Source organism: Amycolatopsis sp. VC5-11 (assembly GCF_037034185.1).
Taxonomy (GTDB): domain Bacteria; phylum Actinomycetota; class Actinomycetes; order Mycobacteriales; family Pseudonocardiaceae; genus Amycolatopsis; species Amycolatopsis nivea.
Genome location: NZ_JBAGKF010000003.1, coordinates 441552 through 465691, shown reverse-complemented (window position 1 = coordinate 465691; position 24140 = coordinate 441552). Strand labels below are relative to the sequence as shown.

Genomic DNA, 24140 nt, shown 5'->3' with positions numbered 1-24140 from the left:
CCGGCCGCTGAAAACCCTCGTGACGGAGGCCTAGAGCGCGTCGCGGCCACGCTCCCCGGTGCGGACACGCACGACCGTCTCCACCGGGGTCACCCAGATCTTGCCGTCGCCGATCTTGCCGGTGTGCGCGGTGTCCAGCACGGTCCGCAGCGCGGCGTCGACCTGGTCGTCGTCGAGCAGGATCTCCAGCCGGTACTTGGTGATGAAGTCGACCTCGTACTCCGCGCCCCGGTAGATCTCGGTGTGGCCCTTCTGCCTGCCGTAGCCGCGGACCTCGCTCACCGTCATCCCGGCGATGCCCAGCTCCTGCAGGGCGATCCGGACGTCGTCCAGCACGAACGGCTTGACCACGGCGGTCAGCAGCTTCATCGGGTCTCCTCGCGCGCGGGCCGGTGCGATCCCGGTCCGCCGGCGAGCGCGCTGCCCCGGCGTCCGGACTGGACTGCCAGCTCGTACGCCCCTTCGGCGTGCTCGGCCTCGTCGACGCCGTCGATCTCGGCTTCGCGGTCGATCCGGAATCCCATGAACTTGTGCATGACCCAGCCGAGCAGGAGGGTCACTGCCAGCGAATACCCTAGTACCGCCAGAGTTCCGACCGCTTGGCGCCACAGCTGGTCGAAGCCGCCGCCGTAGAACAGGCCGTTCACGCCGCCGGGAGCCACGCCTGCGGTCGCGAAAAGACCGATCAGCAATGTCCCGGCGAACCCGCCGAGCCCGTGCACCGCGACCACGTCCAGGGAGTCGTCGAAGCCGAACTTGTACTTGAGGCTCACCGCGAACGAGCACACGACCCCGGCCACGATCCCGATCGCGGCCGCGCCGAGCGGTTCGACGTAAGCACAGCCGGGCGTGATCCCGACCAGCCCGGCCACCGCGCCGGACGCGGCGCCGAGGGTCGTCGGCTTCCCGTCGCGGAACTGCTCGACCAGCAGCCAGCCCAGCACCGCGGCCGCCCCCGCGACGGTCGTGTTCAGGAACGACGTCGCCGCCGAGCCCTTCGCGACCAGCGCGGACCCGGCGTTGAACCCGAACCAGCCGAACCACAGCAACCCGGCCCCGAACATCACGAACGGCAGGTTGTGCGGCCGGACCGCCTGCTTCGGCCAGCCGTGCCGCCTGCCGAGCACGAGCGCCAGCGCCAGCGCGGCCGCCCCGGAGTTCACCTCGACGACGGTGCCGCCCGCGAAGTCCAGCACGTGCAGCTTGGCCGCGATCCAGCCGTCGGGAGCGAAAACCCAGTGCGCCACCGGGATGTACACGAGGGTGGTCCAGACGACGGAAAACACCGTCCACGTCCAGAACCGGGCCCGCTCGGCGATCGCACCGGCCAGCAGCGCGACCGTGATGACCGCGAACATCATCTGGAACGCCACGAACGCGTACAGCGGCACCTGGTTCCCTGCGGGCCCGACCGTCTGCTCGGCGAGCCCGTGCAGCCCGGCCAGCCGCAGAGTGCCGAGCAGCCCGCCGAACCAATCGGGTCCGAACGCGAGCGAATACCCGTAGACCACCCAGATCAGGCCGACGGTGGCGAGACAGACGAACGTCATCGCCATCACGTTCAGCACGCTCCGGGCGCGCACCATCCCGCCGTAGAACAACGCGAGGCCGGGCGTCATCAGCATCACCAGTGCCGCACTGCCCAGCAACCACGCCGTGCTTCCGGTATCGACCACGCCTCAGACACTCCTCGTCTCATCGCCCGGCCGCTGGAAGTTAACCGGGCGGTGTTACCGGAATGTTTCCGTCGTGCTTCCGCTAGCGACCCGCGGTCCGGCGAATCGGGCGTATCGGAGCGAAAGGACGGCGAGGAGACGGAATTAGCGCGCACTGCGGGACAAAACGGATCCGGGATGGTGCCGGCTCGGAGGCCCGCACCACCCCGCGGCGGATCAGCGCAGGAATCCGTCCACCAAGGCGAAGGTCGCGTCCGTGGCTTCGACCTGTGGAATGTGTCCCGCGCCGGGGACGATCGCGACCTTGCTGCCGGTGATCCGGGCGGCGAACTCGTCGGCGTAGGCGGCCGGGATCAGCTTGTCCTGCTCGCCCCAGACGATCTGGGTCGGCGCGCTGATCCGGTGCAGGCGGCGTTCGAGGCCTTTGTCCGGGATCGGCCAGACGAACTTGCCGGTGCAGCCCAGCGCCCACACCAGGCCCGCGCCCGCCGCGATCGCTTCCTCGGGGTCCTCGGGCGGGGTCAGCATCGCCTTCGCCGCGTCGCCTTCGGGGTCGGCGAACAGCAGCTCCGGCAGCGCGGCGGGCGGGGCGGCGATCCAGTTCGCGACCGGATGCTCGTCGCGCCAGAGGCCGATCGGGTCGAGCAGGACCAGTTTCGCGAACCGGTCGGGGTAGGCGGCGGCCAGTTCCGCCGCGAGCATCCCGCCGAAGGACTGTCCCATGAGGACTGGCGTGCCGATTTCCAGTTTCCGGATCGCCTCCTCGTACATGAGCACGAGCTGCCACAGATCGTCGATTTTGTGGACGGCGTAGGGATCGGCGGGCGAGGTGCCGGGGAATTCGGGGGCGTAGATCGTGAAGTCCTGGGCGAGGCGGTCCAGGAACGGATCCCACGCGAGCCCGGCCGCCGGGTGCAGATAGACCAGGCCGGGGCCCTGGCCCGTTACCTTGACCCGGAGCTGGATCTCGCCGCCCCAGACGTCGACGGTCTTTTCGGTGAGGTCGAGGGTGCTGGTCATGCGAGGGCTCCTGTCAGGCGGGCGGAATCGGCCAGCGGCGTGCCGCCGAGTCGTTCGGGCCACCAGTGGTGCCGGTAGCCCTCTTCGGTCCACAGTTCCTGCAACCGCGGCATGACCGCGCTGGCGAACAGGTCGATGTTGTCCTTCGCCAGTTCGTGCGGCATGGAGCCGAACTGCAGCATCGCGTGCAGGTTGCCGATGCGGTATTCCCGCGCGTAGGCGAGCAGCTGTTCGGCGACGGTGTCCGGCGAACCGCAGATCACCGAGCCCGCGTCGACCAGTTCGGCGAAGGTGGCGGTGCGCATCTTGCTGTAGATGCCGAAGTCGCCGGGGTCGCGCATGATCGCTTCGACGCCGCGGATGTCGATGCCGCCGGGCAGCGCGAGCCGTTCCATCGGGATGGAGCCGATGCCTTTGCGGAAGAAGTACTCCGCGTGCTTGGCATACAGCGCTTCGGCCTTCGCGTCGGTGTCGGCGACGCAGACGGTCTGCATGAAGCCGAGGCGGTACGGGTTGGCGTCCTTGCCGAGCCGGTCGGCGATTTCCCAGAACCGGTCGAAGATCCGGCGGCCGGTGACTTTCAGGCCGAACCAGCCGAAGTAGTTGAACCCGAATTCCCGTTCGAGCGTCATCTGCATGGTGCGCGGGTTGCCGATGCCGGTGATCCACACCGGCGGGTGCGGGGCCTGCTGCAGCGGGCGCGGCCAGATGTTGACGCCGGGGTACTGCCCGAACTTGCCGTTCCACGGGAAGGCGCCGCCCTGGTGCGTCCACGCCTTCAGCACCAGTTCGAGGTTTTCGTCGAACCGCTGCCGGGTCTGGGCGGGCGGGACGCCGTTGTTGAGGTTGGCGTCGTAGGCGAGGCCGACGGGGAAACCGCTGACCAGGCGGCCGTTCGACATGCAGTCGAGCATGGCCAGTTCTTCGGCCGCGCGCAGCGGTTCCCGGCTCTTTCCGAGCGACCGGCCGACCGGGTAGATGGCCGTCTCGATGTTCTCGGCCTCGGTGGCGTAGGCGAGGGCGGACTCGATGATGTCGGGGTTCGGCGCCATGTCGTAGGAGCTTTGGCCGTGCTCGGTGACGGCCAGGCCGTCGAATCCCGCGCGGGCGGCGTGCATCAGCTCGTCCATCGCTTCGCGGAACGCAGCGGCGACGTGCTGCGGTTCGGTGACTTCGTGGTACGGGGTGGTGATGACGGATTCGAACCGCTGCTCGAAGTCCTCGGCGAGCCGCCGGTACGGAACCTGTTGGAAGTACGTGACTTTCACGGTGTTCTCCAGTTCGTTCGAAGGTCAGATGTCGAGCGGTTCGCCGCAGTTCCCCGCGTCGGACAGGGCATGCAGTTCGTGCACGCGGCCGACCCACGCGCAGGCGGGCCGCCCGGCGAAGGCCGCCGTGCGCGGCAGCTGCGGCAGTTTCAGGCCGGAGCGGCGGAATTCGCCGCGGTGGAACGTCAACGGTTCGAGCCGGCGGGCGTCGTGGCAGGCGACCTCGCCGAGCACCAGCACGTGGTCGCCGCCGTCGTAGGTGCGCCACGGCCGGCATTGCAGCCACGCCGCCGCACCGGTCAGCCGCGGCGGCCCGGTTTCCGGTTCGTGCCAGGACACCGCGCCGTTCCGCGGTTTTCCCGCGAAGTGCAGGGCGACGTCGAGCTGGTTGGCGGCGAGGATGTTGACCGTGAACTCGTTGCCGGTCAAGCCTTCGCACGCCCGCGCCTGCCGCGCCACGGACACGAGGACCAGCGGCGGATCCATCGACACCGACGTGAACGAGTTCATCGTCGCGCCGCGCGGCTGCCCGTCGGCGTCGCGATAGGTGACGACGGTGACGCCGGTCGAGAACTCGCCCAGAACCGTGCGGAGCCGTTTCGCGTTGCCCGGTGCGCGCATAGTGGTCATGTCGTTTCTCCGGTCAGGTCACGACGTTGAGGAAGTCGGGGTCGAGTTCGCGGTGGGTGTAGTTGATGCCCTGCGCGGCCTTGTCCATCGTCCACGTGATGGTGCGGAAATCCGGGCCGGTGCGGTAGCCGCCGGCGAAGACCTCGTTGCGGTTGCCCGCCGGGTCGAAGAAATAGATCGTCTCGCCCCGGGTGATGCCGTGCCGCGCCGGCCCGAAGTCGATGGGCACGTCGTGCATCGAGAACAGGTCGCCCGCGCGCAGCAGGGTGTTCCAGTCGTCGACGTGGTAGGCGAAGTGGTGCAGTTTTCCCTGCTCCCCCTTCACGAACGCGATGTCGTGCGGCTGTTCGCCGCAGAACATCCACGAGCCGACCAGTTCGTCGTTGTCCGCGCCGCCGACCAGCCGTTCCGCCGCCCGGAAGCCGAGCACCTCGGAGAAGAACCGTTCCAGCAGCGCCGGGTCCTCGGTGGTGATCAGCGTGTGGTCCAGACGCGGCACGCCGATGCCGCGCAGTCCCGAACGCGGCCAGGGATCGGGATTCCAGTTCCCGGTCGCGTTGCCGAGATATTCGACGTCGCTGTACAGCTCGAGGGTGTGTTCCGATGGCAGCGTCAGCCGCAGGCCGTCGCCGACGCCTTCGTTGTCGCCCTTGCTCATCCGCTCGACCCGCACGCCGAAGGACGCCGCGCGGCGCTCGAATTCGTCGAGGTCGCCGGACTTCTCGACCTTGTAGCCCAGTTTGACCAGGCCGACGCCGCCCTCCTCGAGAACGACCGAATGGTGGTCGTGCTCGTCCCAGGACTTGAGGTAGAGCCGCCCGTCCTGCTCGGCGACCTGGTCCATGCCGAGCGTCTCGCGGTAGTGCTCGGCCGAGCCCGGCAAATCGGTGACTCGCACGTGGACGTACCCGAGTCTGATCACACCCATGTTCGCTCCCGGTTTTCAGCTGGCGGGCCGGAAAGCTCCGAAGACCCGCGTCAAAGCGTCCTTTTCGGACAGCCGGACGACGACCTCGCCCTCGGGCCGTGCCCGGCAGGGAAGGCATTTGCCCGCGGCGCGCTCCTCCGCGCTGAGCACGGATTCGGCGACCGGGACGGGATAGCGGACCTGGCCCTCGACCAGATCGGCCTTGCAGGCGCGGCATCCGCCCCGGCGGCAGCAATAGCGCGTCCGGTAGCCGTGCCTGCGGACCGCGTCCACGATCGACTCTCCGCTGTGGACAGTCAGCCGCACGCCGGCGGGAAGGATCCGCACCGCGCCGGAGACTTCCGGTTGATCGCTCATCGCACACCCCGCCTCGTCGTCGAGTCGATTCGTTCGCGCTGTCCGACGGACTGTAGGCGGGCTCCCGGGCCCATTTCGATCCGTTGCGCGCGAGGCTCATCCAGTTCGCGCAAGCATTTGTGCACTACCGCACGCAAGCCGTTGCCCAGCAGTTCTCGCGCGTGTCAGATTCGCAACAGCCAGCCACTGACGTAATGGAAAAAGGAGTTCGCGATGACCGAAGAATCACCCGAGATCGGACTGACGGTCGACGTGCACGGCGTCGCCACGAACTATCACGACCAAGGCTCCGGCGATCCGGTGCTGCTGATCCACGGCTCTGGCCCCGGCGTGTCCGCGTGGGCGAACTGGCGTCTCGTCCTGCCCGAACTCGCGAAGCGGCACCGGGTCGTCGCTCCGGACATCCTCGGCTTCGGCTACACCGAACGGCCCGAGGACGCCGTCTACGACGCCGAAAGCTGGCTGGAGCACCTCGTCGGCTTCCTCGACGCGCTCGGCCTCGACCGGGTGTCCGTGGTCGGCAACAGCTTCGGCGGCTCGCTGGCGCTGCGGCTGGCCACCCGGCATCCGGACCGGGTCGACCGGCTCGTGCTGATGGGCAGCGTCGGCGTGCACTTCCCGATCACCCCGGGACTGGAAGCGGTCTGGGGCTTCGAACCGTCCGTGGAGAACATGCGCCGCCTGCTCGACGTGTTCGCCCACGACCCCCGGTACGCCACCGACGAACTCGCCGAACTCCGCTACCGCGCCGCGACCCGGCCGGGCGTGCACGAGGCGTACGCGGCCATGTTCCCGGCCCCGCGCCAAGACAAGGTCGCGGCCATGGCCGTCCCCGAAGACGCCATCGCCGTCCTCCCGCACGAAACGCTCCTCGTGCACGGCCGCGACGACCAGGTCATCCCGCCCTCGACCAGCTATCGGCTGCTCGATCTGATCCCGAACAGCCAGCTGCACGTGTTCGCCCGCTGCGGACACTGGGTCCAGATCGAACACGCCGCCGCCTTCGCCGCGCTTGCGGACGCCTTCCTCTCCGGGGCACTCTGAACCACGCCCCGTCACCACGTGGACAACGACGACTGCGCCAGGTGATCACCATGACCGCGACACCGAACCGGCCGCTCCCCCGGACTTCGCCGAGGTGGGCCACCGACGTCGTGCGCACCGCCGACCGGGACGAGGCCCAGCGGGAGATCTCCGAGGTGTTCAGCACGCACACCCTCGAGGTGGCCGGCCCCGGGGCGGACCTCGACGTCGCGCTCCGGGCCCGGCGCACCGAAGACCTCACCATCGCCGACATCCGGCACGGCACCGAGGTCGTGGTCCGCCCCGGCCGGCTGCACTCCTACTACGAGATCAACGTCCCGCTCCGCGGCCACACCCTCTCGCAGTGCGGACCCGACGAGATCGAATCCGGCCCGGGGCGGGCGGCCGTGCTCACCCCGACCGAGGAATCGAGCATGCGCTGGAGCGCCGACTGCGCCCAGCTCGCGGTCAAAGTGAGCAGGCAGGTGGTCGAGCGGACCGTCGAGGGCGTGCTCGGCTGCCCGCCCGACGAGGCCGTGCACTTCTCGATCGGGTTCGACCTCGCCGACGGACCCGGCCGCAACTGGCTCCGCGCCGTCATGCTGCTGCGCGACGCCGTCGACTCCGACGCCCCCGACCTGGTCCTGCGCCCGCTCGAAGAACTCGTCGTCGGCCAGCTCCTCGCCGCCCAGCCCAACAACTTCTCCGACCGCCTCCTCCGCGGCGCCGCCCGCCCGGCCCGGCCCCATCTCCTGTCGCGCGTCATCGACGTGATCGACGCCGACCCCGCCGCCGCGCACACCGTCTCTGCCCTCGCCAAGGTCGCCGGGACCAGCGTCCGGTCCTTGCAGGCCGCCTTCGCCGAGCATCTCGGGCTCACGCCGATGGAATACCTCCGCCGAGTACGGCTGTCCCGGGCGCATCAGGATCTGCGGGAGGCGGTTTCCGGCGACGGTCTTTCGGTCGCCGACATCGCCTTCCGCTGGGGATTCGGGCATGTGCCCCGCTTCGCCGCGGCCTATCGGGAACGCTACGGCCAGCTGCCGTCGCAAACCCTGCGCACGTGATCCGGGCGTGGGCGGGACACTCGCGTCCCGCCCACGCGTTCCGGACTAGCCGGCCAACAAGACGATCAGCACGGCGCACAGCCCGAGACAGTAACTCTCGAAAATGACGCGCAGCCGCCGCGGCGCGTCTTTCAGCTCCATGAAGTAGAGCCCGATGCAGCGGACCTTCAGGAAGGCGACCGCGACCACCGCGATATTCGCCGCCGTGGCCGACGAGAAACCGTGGCCGCTGCCCAGCCAGAACGACAGACAGGTGACGATGATCAGGCCCAGCCAGACAAGGAACACCCTGTTGCGGCCGGCCGAACTTCGTTCGCCGATCTCAGCCTGGGTCACGATTCGCGCTCCTTCGCTTCGCCCGGGCTGATCACGGCCTTCACCGCGTCGCCGCGCTCGACGGCGTCCAGCGCGGCATCGGCTTCCGCGACATCGAACCGGTGCGTGATGATCCTCGCCAGCGGAATTGTTCGTTCGAGCCGCGCGGCCAGATTCATCGCCCGGTAGTAATGCTCGGGCTGGGCATAGCACGAGCCCACGATCCGAAGGTTCTTGTGCACGACGACGGTGGGGTCGATCGAGGCGGCACCGTGTCCTGACCACAGCCCGATCAGCAGATAGCACCCGTTGTGCCCGGCGAGGTCGACGCCCTCGCCGAACGCGGACAGCACCCCCGCGGCTTCGACAACCAGCCGCGGGCCGCGCGGACCGCACAGTTCGGCCACCCGTTCCCGGCGGCGCTCCGCGTCGACCGACAGCGGAATCGTCGCGGTGGCACCGAGTTCGCGTGCGGTCTCGAGGCGGTTTTCGTGCTGGTCGATCACCACGATCGTGCGCGCGCCGCGCTGCCGCGCTACCAGCACGGCGGACAGGCCGATCGGACCGGCCCCTTGGATGACGACACTGTCGACGACGCCGGGGAGCCCGGCCCGGTCGAACCCCTGCAGAACCGCCGGCAACGCACACCCGAGCGCGATGACCGCCTCCGGCGAGGCGCCGTCGGGTATGCGGTACACCGCCATCCCCGACGGAAGGGTGACCAGGTCCGCGTAACTGCCCCAGCCCGGCTGATCGGCGGGGTGGAACCAGGCACCGTGCGGGCAGGAGGAGAAGTCTTTTTCGACCGTGCAGTAGTAGCAGCGGTGACAGGGCGGTATCGGGCACCAGTAAACCGCGTCGCCGGGAACCAGCTCGACACCCGCCGCGTCGTGAGTTACGCCGGCACCCAGTTCCTCGACCACGCCGGTTCCTTCGTGGCCGAGCACGACCGGAAACGGGAGGGCGAAATCGCCGCGACGCAGGTGGACGTCCGTGCCGCAGACGCCGCCGAGCAGCGTGCGCGCCAGGATCTGCCCGGGTCCGGGCGGCGGCACCTCGATCCGCCCGCTGTCGACCGGGCCGCCGCCCTCGGCGAGGACGGCGACGCGGCTCGCGCGTGCCTGCCCGGTCACAGCCGCACCAGCCCGCCGTCGGCCATGATCGTCTGGCCGGTGACGAAGTGCGAATCCTCGCTGGTGAGGAACAGGATCGTGCCGACGACGTCGTCGGCTTCGCCGATCTTCTTGATGGCTTGCCCCTGCGAGACGATCTCCTGCAGTTCCGGCGACACGGCCGACACGACTCCCGGGGTCCGGGTGAGGGTCGGGCCGACCGCGTTGACGGTGATGCCGTGGGCCGCGACGTCGTTCGCCAGCGCCCGGGTGAATCCGATCGCGCCCATTTTGCTGGCCATGTACGCGGAGAGCCCGGGCACGACCAGGCCGATCGAGTTGGAGGTGAGGTTCACGATCCGGCCCCAGCCCGCATCCTTCATCGACGGCAGCACGGCCTTGGTCATCAGGAACTGCGAATCCAGGTTCACCGTCAGCACCTTGCGCCACGTCTCGTAGGTCAGGTCACCGATGTCGACGAACGGGTAGATGCCGACGTTGTTGACGAGGATGTCGCAGCGTCCGTACCGTTCCCGGACTTCGTCGCCGATCTCCCGTGTCCGGTCCGGATCGGACACGTCGGCGACCAGTCCGAGGGCTTTGTGGCCGGATTCGGCCAGCTGGTCCAGCGTCTCGGCCGGTTCGGCGATGTCGACAGCGATCACTGACGCGCCCCGGCCGGCGAGCTGGCGGCAGACCGCCTGCCCGATTCCCCGCGCGGCTCCGGTCACGACCGCAACGCGATTCTGGTGCGATTTCATCGGATCTCCTGGATTTCCTTGAGTGTTCGAGACAGGTTTTCCGCTCCGGGCTGTCTCACCGGAGCAGGTAGATCAACGGGAAAATGACGACCCACAACAGATCCACCATGTGCCAGAAGCAGGCACCCGATTCGGCCGCGGCGAGCCTGGTGTTTCCCGCGACCGGCAGCTGTGCGGTCCGGAACAGGTGGACCAGCACGCAGAGGCCGACGAGGACGTGCACGAGGTGCAGCCCGGTGAGCACGTAATAGAGGTGATAGAAGTCGTTCGTGTAGGGAGTGTTTCCCTGTGCCGCTTCGGCGTGCCATTCCACCGCCTTGAGCACCACGAAAGCCGCCCCGCACGCCATCGCCGCCATCAGCGCTCTCGACGCCGCGCGCCTGGCCCCGGCCTTGATCGCGCGCATGCCGATGACGACGAACACCGAGCTGACCAACAGGATGACCGTGTTCGCGAAGCCGAGATCGTGCAACATCGTCTGTTGCGACCTGTCGAACACGTCGGGCTGCCGCCGACGGTAAATGACGTACATGCAGAACAGCAGCCCGAAAACAGCCAGGTCGCCGTAGATGAAGACCCAGATGCCGATTTCACCCGGGACCCGCTTCGCCGGTTTTCCGAGACGCTCGCGTCGTGCTGCGGCGCCTTTCTCAGTGCTGACTGCCGCCTGGCCGTCGATCGTCATCGCGCCACCACCGGTTCCTCGGCCGCGGCGACCTCAGGCCGCGATCCGCGCTCTCGCGCCGCGTCTCGGTTCATCTGCTTGTGCATGACCACGGACAAGGCGATCGTGAAAGTGGTGTACGCCCCCGCGAGGACATAGAAGGCCAGCAGCCCGTCATAGGCGAACGGGCCGGTCTTGAAGAAGGCCAGCATGCCGCCGGGGAACATCAACAGTGCGCACCACAGGCAGAAGTAGCCCACCCAGCGCGGGAACACCGGCGTATCGCGCTTGTCGCTGAAAACGACGATGGCGAGCACGACCATGAACGCGGCGAACGGAGAATACGGGTATTCCGCGGCGAACCAGAACGCGTCGTTGATCAGCCGGGTGATCTCCGGCGGCACTTCCCCGGCCCGATACGCGCCGAAACCCAGCAGAACCGGGCAGGACAACGTGATCAAGAACATCGCCGACGCGAAGATCGTCAACGTGTACGTCAGGAAAGGCGACGAGGTCTCCACGGACCGGCACTCTGCGATGACCACTCCCGCCCAGTTGGCCCACAACGCAATGGACACGATGGCGACAAAGGCCGCGACGAGGATCCCAGTCTGATTTCCGGCGTATACCTCGGCTATCCGCTCGGCCGACCACGAAGGTCTCGGCGGCGGCACCATCCGCGCCAGCAGGACGAGCGCGGCGACAAAGGGAGCCAGGGACAATGGCCCTGACCAGATGAACCATTTCTTAACCGTCGGACTGATCTGACTCGAACCCATTCACTGGTCCTCTCCAGCGGCGAGCGACATTGCCCGCGACGCCGCCCCGCGCTGCTCGAGAACGATTTGCCGGGAAGCATCGCCGACCGCAGGCGAATGTTAGGTACGCCACTGCCGCCCGGTCGATCCGCTGCGCGCAGGATTCATCCGGCTCGCGCAGAGAATCTCCGCCGTCCGCAGTGGACCGTCCCCGGCGAGTCCGGCAGGCGGTGAGATCCCGCGTCCCGGCAGCATGCGCGTTTTGTTCAAGAACGGCCCTCCCTCCGGCCCGTAGCGTCATCTCCGTGATCGACCAGACCTCGCGAGACGTCCTCCGGTGCCATTCGGTCGCCGACGTCGTCCAAGCCTTGGATTACGCGGCTGCCACCGGGCGGCGCGTGGTGCCGCGCGGTGGCGGGCATTGCTTCGTTGACCGGTGCCCGGCCGACGGGATCGTGGCGGATCTGTCCGGAATGGACCGGATCATGGTCGACGAGAGTGGCATCGCGACGATCGGGGCGGGCGCTCGGCTCGGCCCGGTGTACGCGGCACTGCATGAGCGCGGCCGGACGATTCCCGCCGGGTGCGGCGACACCGTCGGCATCGCTGGGCTGACGCTCGGCGGCGGCATCGGGCTGCTCGGCCGCCAGTACGGGCTGACCTGCGACCGGCTCGTCGGCGCGCAGGTGGTGCTCGCCGACCGGAGCGTCGTGGAGTGCTCCGAGCACCGGGAAACCGACCTGTTCTGGGCGTTGCGCGGCGTGGGCGGCGGGCAGTTCGGAATCGTCACGGAGTTGCGGTTCGCGACGGTGCCGGAGCCGTCGGTCTGCCGGATCGAGGGGACCTGGACGGACGGAAACCTCGTCCAGACCTGGCAGGACTGGGCACCCGACGCCCCGGACGGGCTGACCGTGAACCTCGCCGTCCAGGCGGGACGCGTGACGCTCTTCGGCATTTCCACCTTGCCGCCCACGGAGACGGAGGGGCTGCTCCGGGAGTTCACCGCACGGGCCGGTGTTCTGTATGCAATAGACATCCGACTGGATGTTCCCTACAGCATGGTGAAGCCGACATTCAGCGTGGTGGATCCCGCCCCGGAAACCCGCCGCGTCCGGTCGGAGTTCTTCGCGCGCACGCTGTCCGAGCGGACCGCGGGCGAGCTTCTCCGGGGTCTCGGCGGGAACCGGCGGCTGGCGTTCACCGCGATGGGCGGGGCGTACAACCGGGTCGCGGAGGAGGACACCGCGTTCGCCCACCGGGGCGAGCGGTACTTGCTGGAGCAGGCCGGCGACCCGGGCGATCCGTGGGTGGACGAGGCGTGGACCGTCGCGCACGCGGAGGGGTCCGGTCGGGTTTATCCGAACTTTCCCGATCTCGCGCTGGATGATCCGAGCCGCGCGTATCACGCGGGCAACCGCGCCAGGCTCGCCGCGGTCAAGAAAAGCGTCGACCCGCAGCGCCTTTTCGACTTTCCCCAGGCTCTCTGAGCGACTACTAAGGAGCGTCATGAACAAAGTGTTCAGTGCCCTTTCCGTTTCGGTGGACGGGTACATCAGCGGCCGCCGCGAGAAAGGGGCGGACGAGGTCGGGAGCGGGCTCGGCGACGCCGGGGCGCTGTTCGACTGGTACTTCACCGGCGACACGCCCAGCAAGGTCTTCGACGGGTTCAAGCTTTCCGAGCCCAGCGCCCAGGTTTTCGACTCGCTCGCAGCGCGCGTCGGGGCGACCGTCGTCGGGCACGCGACGTACGACCACTCAAGCCACTTCGGCGGTAGTGGTCCGCATCCGACCGCTCCCCTGTTCGTGGTCAGCCACCAGCCGGTGCCGGAACTGAGCGAGGCGCAAACCCAGGCGACCAGCGTCGAAGAAGCCGTCAAAGGCGCGCGCGCGGCGGCCGGCGACAAGGACGTCGCGCTCATGGGCGGCGTTCTGGTCACCGAGGCGATCAAGGCCGGGCTGGTCGACGAAGTCGTGCTTCACCAGGTGCCGATCCTGCTGGGCGGCGGGCGGAGCTTCTTCGGCGAACTGCCCGAACACGTGCGGCTGCGGCTGGTCGAGGCCGTCCCGGCACCCGGCGTCACCCACCTTCACTACGAAATCCTCCGCTGAAAGGAATCCCCATGCTGAACCCCGAAGTCCGCCGCGTCCTCGACGGCACCCCGATCGCCCACCTCGCGACCGTGCTCCCGGACGGGTCGCCGCACGTCGTCCCGGTGTGGATCGGCACGCGCGGCGACCGGATCGTCTTCCTGACCGGCCCGGACAGCCGCAAGGCCCGCAACCTCCGCCGCGACCCCCGGGTGGCGATTTCCCTTACCCCGCCGGACAATCCGTTCGAGCCGATCATCATCCGCGGCCGGGTGGCCGAATGGATCGAGGGCGATCCGGCGTGGGAGATCGTCGACGAGGTGGCGAAGAAGTACATCGGACAGCCCTACACGCGCGAGCAGGTGCGCGTCGTGGGCCTGATCGAGCCGGAGACGCAGTCGGTGGGGATGTAGTCAGAAGGCGACCGACGCGGCCGTTTCCCGTTGCGACTCAAGGACGTTCAGCCGTTCGGTCAGTGCATTGTGGACGGCTTCGTAGGTGTCTGAACCAAGGGAGAGGCGCAGCGGCGGGTCCGGCCGGAGGGTGGTCTCGTAGAGCAGCGCGGCGATCTTGGCCGGGTCGCCGGGGAGGTCGCTGTCGTCGAGGGATTCGAGGTATCGGCGGGTCCGGCCGACCGCGCTGTCGCGATAGGGAGCCGTTTCGGCGGTGTACCGCAGCGCGGACGCGAAGCCGGTCCGGGTCCCGCCGAGCTGTGCCAGCGTCAGGTGGACGCCGAACTCGGCGACCTCCCGGCTGACGCTCTCGGTGTACCCCTCCAGACCCCACTTCCCCGCGTGGTACGCGCTGTGCGTCGGCGAGCCGATCTGCCCGCCCATGCTGGAGATCTGGAGGATCCGGCCGCCGCCCCGCTCGCGCATCGGGCCGAGGAACGCGCGGGTGATCAGGATCGGGGCGAGCAGCAGCACCTCGATCTGGTCCCGGATCTGCTCGGGCGTCATCTCCTCGGCCGCGCCGACGACGGCGTAGCCCGCGTTGTTCACGACCACGTCCACCGGCCGCCGCCGCAACGTCCGCTCGACCACGGCGGCGACGTCGGCCGGACGGGTCAGGTCGAGCTGCTCCACGGTGAGCCGCGGCGACTCCGGCAACGCGTCCGGCCGTCGGACCGTCGCGGTGACGTGCTCGCCGCGCCGGAGCGCCTCCTCGACCAGGTGGCGGCCCAGACCGCCGGAAGCGCCGGTGACGAACCAATGCCGTGCGGGCATGACGGGATCCTCCAGGGGTAAGGTCAACCGGAATGCGTTCCGGTTCACGCTATCCGGAATGCATTCCGGATAGCAACCCCGGAGGAACCGATGCCCGACGCCCCGCGCCGCCCCCGCCGAGACGCGCTCGAGAACCGCGCCCGGCTCTTGGAAGTCGCCGCGAAGGCCTTCGCCGCGGAAGGCCTCGACGCGGCGCCGGCAGCGATCGCCAAACAGGCCGGGGTCGGCGTCGGCACGCTCTACCGGCACTTCCCGACCCGCGAAGCCCTGATCGACGCCGCCTACCGGCATCAGCTCGCGGTGGTCTGCGAACAGGCATCGACGCTCCTCGCGCAGCACCCGGCCGCGGAAGCGCTGCGGGAGTGGCTGACGCATTTCCTCGCCTACGTCAGCGCGAAGCACGGGATGTCGGAGGCGCTCAACGCGGTGATCGCGTCCGGCGTCGATCCTTACTCGGACAGCCGGAAGCTGCTCGTCGACGCGGTCAGTGAGCTCCTCTCCGCAGGCGCGGAGGACGGCACGCTGCGGGACGACGTGCGCGCCGACGACGTGCTGGTGCTGATCGGCGGGATCGCGTACTCCGCGCAGCACTGCGAAAAACCGCAGACGCAGCGGTTGATCGGCTTGGTGCTGGACTCGCTCGCCCGCTGATCACCGGCCCACCAGCGGACGCGTGCCAGGCGGCAACTGCGCCACCCCGCCGCCCAGGTACTGCACCACCGCCTCCTGCAACGCCCGCACCGCGCGAGGCTGCTCGACATCCCGCCGATACGCCAGCCGCACCACCCGGCTGAGTCCGGGCGAGGTGAATTGCGTGCGGCGGAACCGGTCCCCGACCACGGTGCTCGGCACGACCGCCAAGCCCAGTCCGGCCTGGACCAGCTCCAGCACCGCGTCCATCTCGCCGCCTTCGATGGCGAACAGCGGGTCGAAACCCTCCGCGCGGCAGGCCGCCACGGTCGCCTCGCGCAGGTCGTAGCCTTGCCGGAACATCACCAGCGGCCGGTCCCGCAGCGCCGCGATCGGCATCCGGCCGCGCAACGGTGCGGGCGCGTCCTTCGGCGAGATCACCACCAGGTCCTCGACGAACAGCGCGCGGCTCTCCAGCCGGGGATCGTCGTGGACGCGGCTGTCCACGATCATCGCCAGGTCCAGCCCGCCTTCCGACAGCGCGGTCTGCAGGTCCCGCGAGCCGCTTTCGTGCAGCACCAGCTCGATCCCGGGATAGTCCCGGCGGAACGCGGCGAGCATCGCGGGCAGCAGGCCGGTGCACAGGCTCGGCGTCGCGCCCAGCCGCACCCGGCCGCGGCCCAGTTCGTCCAGTTCCCGGATCGCCCGGTACGCCGTCTCGGTCTCGGCGAGGATCCGGCGCGCGATCGGCAGCAGCGTCTCCCCCGCCTCGGTGAGCGTGACGTTCCCGCGGATCCGGTGGAACAGCCCCGCGCCGACATCCCGTTCCAGCGCGCGAATCTGCTGCGACAGTGAGGGCTGCGCCACACGCATCTGTTCCGCGGCGCGCGTGAAATGCCGCGTCTCGGCCACTGCCAGGAAATACGCCAGCTGCTGGAACTGCATGACCGCCATCATAGGCGCTGCCTATCCTGTCGAGAGAAATCATGTGTTTGCCCTCTCGTCAGCGCCGACTTACCGTCGGTTCCGTGGCACTCGCACCCGCTCCGCCCCGCCGTCGCCCGGCGCTCGTGACGTTCTGGCGTTCGACGATCGGCAAGAAAGTCGTCATGGCCGTCACCGGCCTGATCTTCGTCGCGTTCCTGTTCGTGCACATGGCCGGGAACCTCAAGGTTTTCCTGGGGCCGCAGCATTTCGACGACTACGCCGCCTGGCTGCGCACCATCGGCGAACCGGTGCTGCAGAACGCCTGGTATCTCTCGATCCAGCGGGTCGTGCTGCTGATCGCGTTGGTGCTGCACGTGGTCGCGGCGGTGCAACTGTCCAAACGGGACCGGCAAGCGCGTCCGGTCAAGTACGCGCACGGACAGCGGCGCAAGGCCAGTTTCGCGACGCACACCATGCGCTGGGGCGGCGCGACGCTCGCGCTCTACATCGTGTGGCACATCCTGGACCTCACCGTCGGCGTGGCCAACCAGGACTTCCGCGACGGCCAGCCGTACCACAACATCGTCGCGGACTTCCAGGTCTGGTGGGTCAACCTGATCTACATCGTCGCGCTGCTGATGCTCGGCCTGCACATCAACCACGGCTTCTGGAGCGCGGCACAGACGCTGGGCATCACCAGCAAAACCCGCGACCGGGCGCTCAAAACCGTCGGGTCCGTCCTCGCCGTCGTGATCACCGGCGGCTTCCTGATCGTGCCGATCGCCGTGATGGCGGGATGGGTGGCCTGACATGAGCGACTACACGCTCGGCGAGCCGATCGCCGACACGCAAGCGCCGGACGGCCCGATCGAGGGCCGCTGGGACAGCCGCCGCTTCGGCGCGAAGCTGGTCAACCCGGCCAACCGGCGGCGGCACCGGGTGATCGTGGTGGGCACCGGTCTCGCCGGGGCGTCCGCCGGAGCGACGCTCGCCGAACAGGGCTACCACGTGGTCCAGTTCTGCTTCCAGGACTCGCCGCGGCGCGCGCACTCGGTGGCCGCGCAGGGCGGGATCAACGCGGCGAAAAACTACCGCAACGACGGCGATTCGGTCTACCGGCTCTTCTACGACACGGTGAAGGGCGGCGACTTCCGGTCCCGGGAGTCCAATGTGTACCGGCTGGCGCAGGTGTCCACGCAGATCATCGACCAGGCGGTGGCCCAGGGCGTGCCGTTCGCCCGGGAGTACGGCGGGCTGCTCGACACCCGCTCGTTCGGCGGCGTCCAGGTGCAGCGCACGTTCTACGCCCGCGGCCAGACCGGGCAGCAGCTGCTGCTCGGCGCGTACCAGGCGCTGGCGCGGCAGATCGACGCCGGCGGCGTGGAGATGCACCCGCGGACGGAGATGCTGGACCTCGTCGTGTCCGAGGGGAAGGCACGCGGGATCGTCGCGCGCGACCTGGTCACCGGCGAGGTGACCACGCATCTCGCGGACGCCGTCGTGCTCGCGACCGGCGGCTACGGCAACGTCTTCTACTTGTCCACCAACGCGAAAGGCTCCAACGCCACCGCGATCTGGCGGGCGCACAAGCGCGGCGCGTACTTCGCGAACCCGTGCTTCACGCAGATTCACCCGACCTGCATCCCGCGTTCGGGCGAACACCAGTCGAAGCTGACGCTGATGAGCGAGTCGCTGCGCAACGACGGCCGGATCTGGGTGCCGAAGCAGCCGCAGGACCCGCGTCCGCCGCAGGAGATCCCGGAGTCCGAACGGGACTACTACCTGGAGCGGATGTACCCGAGCTTCGGCAACCTGGTGCCGCGCGACATCGCGTCGCGGGCCGCGAAGAACGTCTGCGACGCCGGGTTCGGCGTCGGTCCCGGCGGGCTCGGCGTGTACCTGGACTTCGCGGACGCGATCGAGCGGATGGGCCGCCCGGCGGTGGAAGCCAAGTACGGCAACCTGTTCGACATGTACGAGCGGATCACCGCGGAGAACCCGTACGAGGTTCCGATGCGGATCTACCCGGCGATCCACTACACGATGGGCGGGCTGTGGGTCGACTACGACCTGCAGAGCACGGTGCCCGGCCTGTTCGTGATCGGAGAGGCCAACTTCTCCGACCACGGCGCGAACCGGCTCGGCGCGTCCGCGCTGATGCAGGGTCTCGCCGACGGCTACTTCGTGCTTCCGGCCACGCTCAACGACTACATCGCCCGCGGCAGCTTCCCCGCGCTCGACCCGGCGGATCCCGCGGTCGCGCAAGCGGAAACCGCGGTGCGCGACCGGCTGGAACGGCTGCTGTCGGTGCGCGGCACCCGCAGCGTCGACTCCTTCCACCGCGAGCTGGGCCACCTGATGTGGGACCACTGCGGGATGTCCCGGTCCGCCGAAGGCCTGCGGAAAGCGCTCGACCGCATTCCGGAGCTGCGCGCCGAATTCTGGCGGGACGTCCGCGTCCCGGGCACCGGAGCGGAACTGAACCAGGAACTCGAGAAGGCCGGCCGCGTCGCCGATTTCCTCGAACTCGCCGAATTGCTGCTGCTCGACGCACTGGTGCGCGAGGAATCGTGCGGCGGTCATTTCCGCGAGGAACACCAAACCGAAGACGGCGAGGCGCAGCGCGACGACGAGCGGTTCTCGTACGTCTCGGCCTGGGAGTACGGCGAAAAGCCGGTGCTGCACCAGGAAATCCTGAACTTCGAGCACGTCCACCCCACCCAGCGGAGCTACACGTGAAACTCACCCTGCGGGTCTGGCGCCAGTCCGGCCCGGACGACGACGGCAGGCTGGTCGACTACCCGGTCGACGACGCCAGCCCGGACATGTCGTTCCTGGAACTTCTCGACGTCCTCAACCAGCATCTCATCGAGGACGGCGCCGAGCCGATCGCGTTCGACCACGACTGCCGCGAGGGCATCTGCGGCTCGTGCGGCGTGGTGATCAACGGCCGGGCGCACGGCCCGGAACGCACCACGACCTGCCAGCTGCACCTGCGCTCGTTCCGCGACGGCGACGTGCTGGACGTGGAACCGTGGCGCGCCAAGGGTTTCCCGGTCATCAAGGACCTGGTGGTCGACCGATCGGCGTTCGACCGGATCATCGAGGCGGGCGGCTACGTCACCGCCCCGACCGGCAGCGCACCGGAAGCGCACGCGACGCCGGTGCCGAAGCCGGACGCGGACCTCGCCTTCGACAACGCCACCTGCATCGGCTGCGGCGCGTGCGTAGCGGCCTGCCCGAACGGGTCGGCGATGCTGTTCACCTCGGCGAAGGTGGCGCACCTGAACTCGCTGCCGCAGGGCCAGCCGGAACGCGCTCAACGCGTGCTCGACATGGTGGAAACCATGGACGCAGCCGACTTCGGCGGCTGCACCAACACCGGCGAATGCGTCGCGTCGTGTCCCAAAGGGATTCCGCTGACGAGCATCGCGAACCTCAACCGCGAATTCCTCAAAGCCAGCCGCTCACGACGATAACCAGACGCGCGCGGCCATCTCCCGTCCGGAACAGCTCCGGCGGGAGACCGCCGCCGCGCATGCGCGCGCGGCCTGCCCGAACGCGCCCAACGCGTGCTCGACATGATCGAAACCATGGACGCAGCCGACTTCGGCGGCTGCACCAACACCGGCGAATGCGTCGCCTCCTGCCCCAAAGGCATCCCGCTGACCAGCATCGCGAACCTCAACCGCGAATTCCTCAAAGCCAGCCGCTCACGGCGGTAACCAGACGCGCGCGGCCGTCTCCCGTCCGGAACGGCTCCGGCGGGAGACAGCCGCGGCGCGGGCAGGTCAGGACTTCCTGCCCCGCTTGGTGTCGTCGTCGATGTCGATCCGCTCCTTGCGGACCTTGCCCTGGACGGTCTGTTCCTCGGTGACCTGCTCGGTGCCCAGGCGCACCCGCTCCACCGGCACGGTTTCCTTCTGCACCACCGGTTTCTCGGCGTGCAGCACGACGTCCTGCTCAGCCTCGCCGATCTCGGTCCGGCCCGCCGCCTTGGCGTCGGTGATCGGCTCGCGCTCGACGCGGACCTCCTCGTGCGTGACCGGCACGGTCACCTGCTCGTCCTCGGTCACCACGTACTTGCGCAGCCGGACGTGGCCGGTTTCGACCTGTTCGGTGCCGACCCGCAGGTGTTCCTCGGACCGCACCACGTCGCCGGCGCCGGACGCGTCGTGCCGTCCGCCCTTGGCGGCGTGCTCGGCGGTCGGGCGTCCCTTGGCCTGGGCGGTGTCCCGGCCGGTCGGCCGCGTCGTGCCAGCAACGCCGCCTGCCGCACCGCCAGCCGCGCCACCGGCTGCCGCGTCGCGGCCGCGGTCACGCATGTTCTCGCCGTTCCCGGCGCGCGGAGCGGGCAAGCCGTAGTACTTGTACAGCTCGACGCTTTCCTTTTCGGAGAGATGGCCCTCGGCGTCGATGCGCGGCGCGTCGGACACCTGGTCCTTCGCGACCTGGACGTGCAGGCCGTCGCTCTCCATGTCCGCGCCCGACAGCGGCACGAAGCTCTCCTTCTGGCCGAACAGCCCGGTTTTTACCGTCACCCACTCCGGCCGCCTGGTGTCGTCGGCGAGATAAACCGTGCCCACCTTGCCGATCTTGCTGCCGGAATTGTCCATCACGGTGCTGTCGACGAGGTCCTGCGGCTGCATTGCGCGTACCATGGATCCACTCCATTTCCCGAATCGAAATTTCTCCTCCGCGTCCCACTCTCCGGCTGGTCACAGCCCCGCGCAAGCGTCGTACCCCTCAGCCGAGCGACCCCGTTTCGTGTCAGTTTGCGGACCGGAATCAGCGGGTACTTCCGTCGTAAGAGGACCGTTCTCACGGGCCCGGCGGAATGGGCGCGAATTGTTCGCCCACCAGGGAAAGAATAGCCGCCGCCGAATTCCGGAAGAGGCCCGCGGCCCGCGGGGATCCGCCTGCGCGAAAACCGGATGCGACCCGCCGGACCGGTCGGCTAGGCTTCCGGCCCATGGGTGCCTTTTTCTCTGCCTGCGCGCTGACTCGCCTGCGCAACGCCTGAGCGCCGGACGCACACCGCTCCGTCGCACTCTCCCGTTGTCCATCCGGGTTGCTTGTCTTGGCACCCGGGTCGCTTCCTCATGCGCGGAGTACGCACCCCGATGTCTGCCCGACCCTTCGGCGGACGGCACGAGCTCGGCCAGAACTTCCTGGCCGACCCCGCCGTCATCGCCGCTGTCTGCACTGCCGCCGCCCGCACCACCGGCCCCCTCGTGGAACTCGCCGCGGGCGACGGCGCGCTGACCGTCCCGCTCAGCCGCACCGGCCGCCCGCTCACCGCGGTCGAACTCGACCCCCGCCGTGCCCGCCGCCTCGCCCGGCGCACCGCCGACCACGTCGAGGTCGTCCACGGCGACCTGCTCCGGCACCGGCTGCCCGACGTTCCGCACACCGTCGTCGGCAACCTTCCCTTCCACCTCACCACCGCGGCCCTGCGCCGGCTGTTCCGGCAGCCGCACTGGGAACTCGCGGTGCTGCTGGTGCAATGGGAAGTCGCCCGCCGCCGGGCCGGGATCGGCGGCGCCTCCCAGATGACCGCCGCCTGGTGGCCGTGGTTCGAGTTCGCCGTCCCCGCTCGGGTCCCGGCGCACGCGTTCCGTCCTCGCCCGGCCGTGGACGGCGGGATCCTCGTGATCACCCGCCGCCCGGAACCGCTCGTCACCGGCCAGGCGGAATACCAGGAGTTCGTCCGCGAAGTCTTCACCGGACGCGGCCGCGGGCTCGGCGGGATCCTGCCCCGCACCGGCCGCCTCAGCGTCCGCGCGACGCGGACTTGGCTTGGGCGGCAACGGCTGTCGCCGCAAGCGCTCCCCCGCGACCTGACCGCCGGGCAATGGGCGTCGCTGTGGGAGCTGGCGCGGTGAGCCTGCATCGATTGACCCGATGCAGGGCAGCGAAAAGCTCTGCTTTCCCGCACCCCGGGGAGCTGGTGATAGTGAACGGAAGCGACGAAAGGCGGTTCCGGGAATGAACCAGGGCGACTGGGTGCACGAGGCCGCGCGACTGCGGCCCCGCGAAGCGGCCTTTGTGGACGGTGACTGGCTCGAAGCCAAGTCCGGCAAGACTTTCGCCGACGTCAACCCCGCCACCGGGCACCCAGTCGCGCACGTGGCCGAATGCGGCCGGGACGAGATCGACGCCGCGGTCGCCGCCGCGCGACGCGCGTTCGAGGACGGCCGCTGGTCCCGGCTCGCGGCGGCCGAGCGCAAGAAACGGCTGCTGAGGCTGGCCGAGCTGATCACGGCGCACGGACCGGAACTGGCGCTCTGCGACACCCTGGACGTCGGCCGTCCGATCTCGGACACGTTCGGCCAGGACGTGCCCGCGACCGCCGAATGCTTCGCCTGGTACGCCGAAGCGCTCGACAAGCGCTACGACGAGGTCGCGCCCACCCCTCCGGGCAATTTCGCGGCGATCCGGCGGGTCCCGCTCGGAGTGGTGGGCGCGGTCGTCCCGTGGAACTTCCCGCTCGACATCGCCGGGTGGAAACTCGCCCCGGCGCTGGCCGCGGGCAACAGCGTCGTCCTGAAGCCCGCAGAACAGTCGCCGCTGTCCGCGCTGCGGCTGGGAGAATTGGCCGCGGAGGCGGGGATTCCGGACGGGGTGCTCAACGTCGTGCCCGGCTTCGGCGAAACCGCGGGGCAGGCGCTGGGACGCCATCCGGACGTCGACGTCCTCGCCTTCACCGGATCGACGCCGGTGGGCGGGCTGTTCCTGCGCTACGCCGGGGAGTCGAACCTCAAACAGGTCTGGCTCGAATGCGGCGGCAAGAGCCCGGTCGTGGTGTTCGCCGACGCCGACCTCGACGCCGCGGCGGATCTGGTCGCGTTCGGGTTCTGCGCGAACTCCGGCCAGGTCTGTTCGGCCACGACCCGCCTGCTCGTCGAGGCATCGGCGGCGGACGAATTCCTCGCCCGGCTGCGGGAGAAGATCGGCGAGTGGGTGCCCGGCGATCCGCTGGACCCGGCCACGAAACTGGGTCCGATGATCGACGAGAACGCCGCGGCGCGCGTGCTGGCTGCCGTCGAGGCCAGCAGCGGAACTGTCCTCGCGGGCGGCACGCGTCGCGGCGCGTTCCTCGATCCGACCGTCGTCACCGGCCTGGCCGCCGACGATCCGCTGGTCACCGACGAGTTGTTCGGGCCGGTGCTCGCCACCCTCCCGTTCGAGACCGAAGCCGAAGCGATCCGCCTCGCCAACGACACCCCGTACGGCCTCGCCGCGTCCGTCTGGACCCGCGACCTCGCCCGCGCGCACCGCGTCTCCGACGGAATCCACGCCGGGACCGTCTCGGTGAACACAGTGGACGCGCTCAGCACCGCGACCCCGTTCGGCGGTTTCAAGCAGTCCGGCTTCGGCCGCGACCTCTCCCTGCACTCGTTCGACAAGTACACCGGCCTCAAGACAGTCTGGACGGCCTACGCCTGACCGAGGTCACGTCCGATTTCCGCGGCCAGGTACCCGAGCAGCAACTCGCGTGTCCTGGCTGCGGACAGGCTGGTGTTGCGCCCGGCGAGATGCAGGCCGTAAGCGTCTTCCAGTGCCACGGCGTTCGCCGCGATGTCCTCAGCACCGCGACCCCGTTCGGCGGTTTCAAGCAGTCCGGCTTCGGCCGCGACCTCTCCCTGCACTCGTTCGACAAGTACACCGGCCTCAAGACAGTCTGGAC

The 24140-nt window shown here is 69.2% G+C and carries 28 protein-coding genes; 12 read left to right on the top strand and 16 right to left on the bottom strand.

Annotation, left to right across the window (positions count from 1 at the left end; genetic code table 11):
- Positions 1-30: 30 nt before the first annotated feature.
- The 7 genes from WA670_RS13745 to WA670_RS13715 all read right to left on the bottom strand — a co-directional run bounded on the left by WA670_RS13745 (position 31) and on the right by WA670_RS13715 (position 5879).
- Positions 31-369 (bottom strand): P-II family nitrogen regulator, encoded by a 339-nt coding sequence (locus WA670_RS13745; protein ID WP_037805822.1) that lies wholly within the window; start codon positions 367-369, stop codon positions 31-33.
- A complete protein-coding gene (locus tag WA670_RS13740) occupies positions 366-1676 on the bottom strand; it encodes an ammonium transporter (protein ID WP_336157901.1) in 1311 nt (436 codons plus the stop codon). Before WA670_RS13740 ends, WA670_RS13745 begins: the two co-directional genes overlap by 4 nt.
- A gap of 216 nt (positions 1677-1892) precedes the next feature.
- Entirely contained in the window at positions 1893-2696 is an 804-nt protein-coding gene (locus WA670_RS13735) for an alpha/beta fold hydrolase (protein WP_336157900.1), read from the bottom strand.
- Complete coding sequence (locus WA670_RS13730; protein ID WP_238605965.1) at positions 2693-3964, bottom strand: LLM class flavin-dependent oxidoreductase; 1272 nt, start codon at positions 3962-3964, stop codon at positions 2693-2695. Before WA670_RS13730 ends, WA670_RS13735 begins: the two co-directional genes overlap by 4 nt.
- Before the next feature lie 24 nt (positions 3965-3988).
- Positions 3989-4594: a flavin reductase family protein gene (locus tag WA670_RS13725; protein WP_238605964.1), complete on the bottom strand. Its 606-nt coding sequence runs from the start codon at positions 4592-4594 to the stop codon at positions 3989-3991.
- A gap of 13 nt (positions 4595-4607) precedes the next feature.
- On the bottom strand, positions 4608-5522 hold the full coding sequence (locus WA670_RS13720) for a catechol 2,3-dioxygenase (RefSeq protein WP_238605963.1): 915 nt from the start codon (positions 5520-5522) through the stop codon (positions 4608-4610).
- A 15-nt stretch (positions 5523-5537) separates the two neighbouring features.
- Positions 5538-5879 (bottom strand): 2Fe-2S iron-sulfur cluster-binding protein, encoded by a 342-nt coding sequence (locus tag WA670_RS13715; RefSeq protein WP_336157899.1) that lies wholly within the window; start codon positions 5877-5879, stop codon positions 5538-5540.
- Between the two features lie 213 nt (positions 5880-6092).
- On the opposite strand from WA670_RS13715, the gene WA670_RS13710 reads away from it, so the two are divergent.
- The gene (locus tag WA670_RS13710; RefSeq protein ID WP_238605961.1) at positions 6093-6923 is read left to right on the top strand and encodes an alpha/beta fold hydrolase; all 831 of its coding nucleotides are present in this window, start codon (positions 6093-6095) and stop codon (positions 6921-6923) included.
- Between the two features lie 50 nt (positions 6924-6973).
- Complete coding sequence (locus WA670_RS13705; protein WP_238605960.1) at positions 6974-7969, top strand: AraC family transcriptional regulator; 996 nt, start codon at positions 6974-6976, stop codon at positions 7967-7969.
- A gap of 45 nt (positions 7970-8014) precedes the next feature.
- Here WA670_RS13705 and WA670_RS13700 read toward each other — a convergent pair whose 3' ends face one another.
- Genes WA670_RS13700 through WA670_RS13680 form a run of 5 tightly spaced genes read right to left on the bottom strand, consistent with a single transcriptional unit; the run spans position 8015 to position 11600 of the window.
- Positions 8015-8305, bottom strand: coding sequence for a cytochrome C oxidase subunit IV family protein (locus tag WA670_RS13700; RefSeq protein WP_199817145.1), 291 nt, complete (start codon positions 8303-8305; stop codon positions 8015-8017).
- Complete coding sequence (locus WA670_RS13695) at positions 8302-9417, bottom strand: zinc-binding dehydrogenase (protein WP_336157898.1); 1116 nt, start codon at positions 9415-9417, stop codon at positions 8302-8304. The genes WA670_RS13700 and WA670_RS13695 overlap by 4 nt, the downstream gene beginning before the upstream one ends.
- A complete protein-coding gene (locus WA670_RS13690) occupies positions 9414-10157 on the bottom strand; it encodes an SDR family NAD(P)-dependent oxidoreductase (RefSeq protein WP_336157897.1) in 744 nt (247 codons plus the stop codon). The genes WA670_RS13695 and WA670_RS13690 overlap by 4 nt, the downstream gene beginning before the upstream one ends.
- 55 nt (positions 10158-10212) lie before the next feature.
- On the bottom strand, positions 10213-10842 hold the full coding sequence (locus WA670_RS13685) for a cytochrome c oxidase subunit 3 (RefSeq protein WP_134661575.1): 630 nt from the start codon (positions 10840-10842) through the stop codon (positions 10213-10215).
- Positions 10839-11600 carry a hypothetical protein gene (locus WA670_RS13680; protein ID WP_336157896.1) on the bottom strand — a complete coding sequence of 254 codons (762 nt, stop codon included), beginning with the start codon at positions 11598-11600 and terminating at the stop codon, positions 10839-10841. The genes WA670_RS13685 and WA670_RS13680 overlap by 4 nt, the downstream gene beginning before the upstream one ends.
- A gap of 284 nt (positions 11601-11884) precedes the next feature.
- On the opposite strand from WA670_RS13680, the gene WA670_RS13675 reads away from it, so the two are divergent.
- The 3 genes from WA670_RS13675 to WA670_RS13665 are packed head-to-tail and all read left to right on the top strand — an operon-like array spanning position 11885 to position 14080.
- Positions 11885-13066, top strand: coding sequence for an FAD-binding oxidoreductase (locus WA670_RS13675; protein WP_336157895.1), 1182 nt, complete (start codon positions 11885-11887; stop codon positions 13064-13066).
- 19 nt (positions 13067-13085) lie between these two features.
- Positions 13086-13688, top strand: coding sequence for a dihydrofolate reductase family protein (locus tag WA670_RS13670; RefSeq protein WP_238605954.1), 603 nt, complete (start codon positions 13086-13088; stop codon positions 13686-13688).
- Between the two features lie 11 nt (positions 13689-13699).
- Positions 13700-14080 carry a PPOX class F420-dependent oxidoreductase gene (locus WA670_RS13665; RefSeq protein ID WP_037805805.1) on the top strand — a complete coding sequence of 127 codons (381 nt, stop codon included), beginning with the start codon at positions 13700-13702 and terminating at the stop codon, positions 14078-14080.
- Here the strand turns inward: WA670_RS13665 and WA670_RS13660 are convergent, their stop codons facing one another.
- A complete protein-coding gene (locus WA670_RS13660) occupies positions 14081-14893 on the bottom strand; it encodes an SDR family NAD(P)-dependent oxidoreductase (protein ID WP_134661577.1) in 813 nt (270 codons plus the stop codon).
- 90 nt (positions 14894-14983) lie between these two features.
- Between WA670_RS13660 and WA670_RS13655 the strand changes: the two genes are divergently transcribed.
- Positions 14984-15544: a TetR/AcrR family transcriptional regulator gene (locus WA670_RS13655; protein ID WP_336157894.1), complete on the top strand. Its 561-nt coding sequence runs from the start codon at positions 14984-14986 to the stop codon at positions 15542-15544.
- On the opposite strand, the gene WA670_RS13650 is transcribed toward WA670_RS13655, so the two are convergent.
- Complete coding sequence (locus WA670_RS13650; protein WP_336157893.1) at positions 15545-16468, bottom strand: LysR family transcriptional regulator; 924 nt, start codon at positions 16466-16468, stop codon at positions 15545-15547. It lies immediately after the preceding gene.
- An 83-nt stretch (positions 16469-16551) separates the two neighbouring features.
- Here WA670_RS13650 and WA670_RS13645 point away from each other — a divergent pair, with 83 nt between their 5' ends.
- The 4 genes from WA670_RS13645 to WA670_RS13630 all read left to right on the top strand — a co-directional run bounded on the left by WA670_RS13645 (position 16552) and on the right by WA670_RS13630 (position 20175).
- Positions 16552-17259: a succinate dehydrogenase cytochrome b subunit gene (locus WA670_RS13645; protein ID WP_107050837.1), complete on the top strand. Its 708-nt coding sequence runs from the start codon at positions 16552-16554 to the stop codon at positions 17257-17259.
- Position 17260: 1 nt separating this feature from the next.
- On the top strand, positions 17261-19189 hold the full coding sequence (locus WA670_RS13640; protein WP_336157892.1) for a fumarate reductase/succinate dehydrogenase flavoprotein subunit: 1929 nt from the start codon (positions 17261-17263) through the stop codon (positions 19187-19189).
- A complete protein-coding gene (locus WA670_RS13635; protein ID WP_037805796.1) occupies positions 19186-19929 on the top strand; it encodes a succinate dehydrogenase/fumarate reductase iron-sulfur subunit in 744 nt (247 codons plus the stop codon). Before WA670_RS13640 ends, WA670_RS13635 begins: the two co-directional genes overlap by 4 nt.
- A gap of 114 nt (positions 19930-20043) precedes the next feature.
- Positions 20044-20175: a hypothetical protein gene (locus tag WA670_RS13630; protein WP_439098577.1), complete on the top strand. Its 132-nt coding sequence runs from the start codon at positions 20044-20046 to the stop codon at positions 20173-20175.
- Positions 20176-20241: 66 nt separating this feature from the next.
- On the opposite strand, the gene WA670_RS13625 is transcribed toward WA670_RS13630, so the two are convergent.
- Complete coding sequence (locus WA670_RS13625; protein ID WP_037805795.1) at positions 20242-21111, bottom strand: DUF2382 domain-containing protein; 870 nt, start codon at positions 21109-21111, stop codon at positions 20242-20244.
- Positions 21112-21573: 462 nt separating this feature from the next.
- Here WA670_RS13625 and erm point away from each other — a divergent pair, with 462 nt between their 5' ends.
- Entirely contained in the window at positions 21574-22335 is a 762-nt protein-coding gene (gene erm, locus WA670_RS13620) for a 23S ribosomal RNA methyltransferase Erm (protein ID WP_336157891.1), read from the top strand.
- Positions 22336-22438: 103 nt separating this feature from the next.
- On the top strand, positions 22439-23899 hold the full coding sequence (locus tag WA670_RS13615; RefSeq protein ID WP_336157890.1) for an aldehyde dehydrogenase family protein: 1461 nt from the start codon (positions 22439-22441) through the stop codon (positions 23897-23899).
- Here WA670_RS13615 and WA670_RS13610 read toward each other — a convergent pair.
- Positions 23890-24102, bottom strand: coding sequence for a hypothetical protein (locus tag WA670_RS13610; protein WP_336157889.1), 213 nt, complete (start codon positions 24100-24102; stop codon positions 23890-23892). The two genes, WA670_RS13615 and WA670_RS13610, sit on opposite strands and share 10 nt — an antisense overlap.
- Between the last annotated feature and the right edge of the window lie 38 nt (positions 24103-24140).